A 2413-nucleotide genomic window follows, 5' to 3' on the forward strand; every position below is an offset into this window, starting at 1 on the left:
CTCGATGCCGGCGAGCCCCGCCTCCACGGTGCGGGCGACGGCGTCGGTCCACACCTCGCCGGCGGCCAGCTCCAGCCGCGTGCCGTCCAGGGTGAAGCCCTTGGTGGCGACGACGAGGGCGGTGCCGTCGAAGCCCTTGTCGCCGATGACCAGGTTGGAGCCGCCGCCGATGACCAGCAGCGGCGTACCGCTGTCGTCGGCCTCGCGGACGACGGCGATCACCTCGTCGTCGGTCGTCGCGGTGACCAGCCGGGTCGCGGGGCCGCCCAGCCGGAAGGTGGTCAGCGGGGCGAGGGGGGCGTCGTGGAGTTCCTGCACGGGCCCAAGACTACGAGACGGCACCGACAAGCCCCCCTCCCCGCCGTGTCCGGCTCAGCCCAGCCGGACGACCGCCCGTGACATGCCCAGGACCTTCTGTCCGGCGCTGGTCGCGGTGAGGTCGACGCGGACCGTGTGGTCGTCGAGCTTGGCGGCGACCTTGCCGCTGACCTCGATGACGGCGCCCTGGTCGTCGTTGGGGACGACGACCGGCCGGGTGAAGCGGACGCCGTACTCGACGACCGCGCCCGGGTCGCCCGTCCAGTCGGTCACCACGCGGATCGCCTCGGCCATGGTGAACATGCCGTGCGCGATGACGTCGGGGAGGCCGACCTCCTTGGCGAACTTCTCGTTCCAGTGGATGGGGTTGAAGTCGCCGGAGGCGCCCGCGTACTGGACGAGGGTGGCCCGGGTCACGGGGAACGTCTGTGCGGGCAGCTCGGTGCCGACCTCGACGTCGGCGTAGGAGATCTTCGCCGTCATGGTGTTGGTCACGCCTCCTCGGCCGCGCGGGCCACCAGCTTGGTCCAGGCGGTCACGACGTGTTCGCCGGCCTGGTCGTGCACCTCACCCCGGATGTCCAGTATGTCGTTGCCCGCCATCGACTTGACCGCCTCGATGGTCGAGGTGACCGTGAGCCGGTCACCGGCGCGCACGGGACGGACGTAGGCGAACTTCTGGTCGCCGTGCACCACCCGGCTGTAGTCGAGGCCGAGCTGCGGATCGGCGACGACCTGCCCGGCGGCCTTGAAGGTGATCGCGAACACGAAGGTGGGCGGGGCGATCACATCGGGGTGGCCGAGAGCCTTGGCGGCCTCCACGTCCGTGTACGCCGGATTGGCGTCCCCCACCGCCTCGGCGAACTCGCGGATCTTCTCCCGGCCCACCTCGTAGGGCTCGGTGGGCGGGTAGCTCCGCCCCACGAAGGACTGGTCGAGCGCCATGCGCGCGGCACCTCCTGTGTCTGACTGTGTCCGACCGGTCTACCCGGTCTGCCTGGCCTACCTGGTCCGACTGGTCTACCTGGCCTACCTGGTCCGACTGGTCTGCCTGGTCCATCCGGTCTGCCTGCGGCCGGCCGGTCCTGACCGCGGCCGGCCGACGGGAAAACGACACGAGGCCGCCCCCCTGGCTGGGGGGACGGCCTCGTGTACGAGCCTGTTTTATCGCGTTTCGCGGTGCGCGGTGTGCGCGTTGCAACGCGGGCAGTGCTTCTTCATCTCAAGACGGTCCGGGTTGTTACGCCGGTTCTTCTTGGTGATGTAGTTCCGCTCCTTGCACTCCACGCAGGCCAGCGTGATCTTCGGGCGGACGTCGGTGGCAGCCACGTGAGTGCTCCTTGACGAACGGATTGACGGTATTTACGCAAGAAAGAGTAGCCGATCGAAGGACCGACCCCGCAATCGGCTACTGTCTGTAGCGGTGACCGGACTTGAACCGGTGACACAGCGATTATGAGCCGCTTGCTCTACCGACTGAGCTACACCGCTTTGATGCGATCGGGCCCCGCCTCGCGGCGGGAACCTCTCACACCAGAGCCCCAAAACGGAATCGAACCGTTGACCTTCTCCTTACCATGGAGACGCTCTGCCGACTGAGCTATTGGGGCGAGCGATGAAGACATTACACGGTCCGCCGCCGTTCGCCCAAATCCGTTTCGGCCCCCCTCTCCCGGGTGGACCACGCCGGTACGACTATTGGGCTCCTCCCGGCGGGGAAGGGGCCCCCGGCCTAGGCTCGGACTCACTCTGCGTGATCTTGCCTGCGTGACCTTCCCCTCCCCACGCAGCCCGAGCCCCTGGAACGCGATGCCCGACAGCCGGCCGCAGCCACCGTCCCATCCGCCCTCGTCCTCGGACCCGGCTCCGGGGCCGACTGCGGCCGATCCGGCCCCGCTGCTGCTGTGCGGCGCGCGCCTCACCGACGGCCGGACCGTGGACGTACGGCTGGGCGGCGGGCGCATCGAGGCGGTCGGTACGGCCGGCAGCCTGGCGGCGGACGGCACGCGCGCGTGCGGCACACAGGTCGACCTCACCGGCTACCTGCTCCTGCCGGCCCCCGCGGAGCCCCACGCCCACGCGGACACCGCCCTGTC

Annotated in this window: 4 protein-coding genes, 2 tRNA genes and 1 pseudogene; 1 reads left to right on the forward strand and 6 read right to left on the reverse strand. The window is 69.7% G+C overall.

The genetic code is table 11. The features are described 5' to 3' along the window. The 6 genes from B7767_RS34750 to B7767_RS34775 form a co-directional block, all read right to left on the reverse strand. Nucleotides 1–318, reverse strand: a 318-nt coding sequence (locus B7767_RS34750; protein ID WP_143652793.1) for an FAD-binding protein, incomplete at its 3' end; no start/stop codon positions are given. Nucleotides 319–372: 54 nt separating this feature from the next. After that, nucleotides 373–801 (reverse strand): MaoC family dehydratase, encoded by a 429-nt coding sequence (locus B7767_RS34755; protein WP_030860879.1) that lies wholly within the window; start codon nt 799–801, stop codon nt 373–375. An 8-nt stretch (nt 802–809) separates the two neighbouring features. Then, nucleotides 810–1262 carry a MaoC family dehydratase N-terminal domain-containing protein gene (locus B7767_RS34760; protein ID WP_085575572.1) on the reverse strand — a complete coding sequence of 151 codons (453 nt, stop codon included), beginning with the start codon at nt 1260–1262 and terminating at the stop codon, nt 810–812. A gap of 219 nt (nt 1263–1481) precedes the next feature. Continuing rightward, nucleotides 1482–1646, reverse strand: coding sequence for a 50S ribosomal protein L33 (gene rpmG, locus B7767_RS34765; protein WP_003948671.1), 165 nt, complete (start codon nt 1644–1646; stop codon nt 1482–1484). Between the two features lie 89 nt (nt 1647–1735). Continuing rightward, nucleotides 1736–1808, reverse strand: a tRNA-Met gene (locus B7767_RS34770). Between the two features lie 46 nt (nt 1809–1854). After that, nucleotides 1855–1927: transfer RNA gene (locus B7767_RS34775), tRNA-Thr, on the reverse strand. A 199-nt stretch (nt 1928–2126) separates the two neighbouring features. Here B7767_RS34775 and B7767_RS34780 point away from each other — a divergent pair. Continuing rightward, nucleotides 2127–2413: pseudogene (locus tag B7767_RS34780) on the forward strand (hydrolase); the annotation flags it as partial.

The sequence above is a fragment of the Streptomyces sp. 13-12-16 genome (assembly GCF_002114215.1).
In the GTDB taxonomy this organism is placed as follows: Bacteria; Actinomycetota; Actinomycetes; order Streptomycetales; family Streptomycetaceae; genus Streptomyces.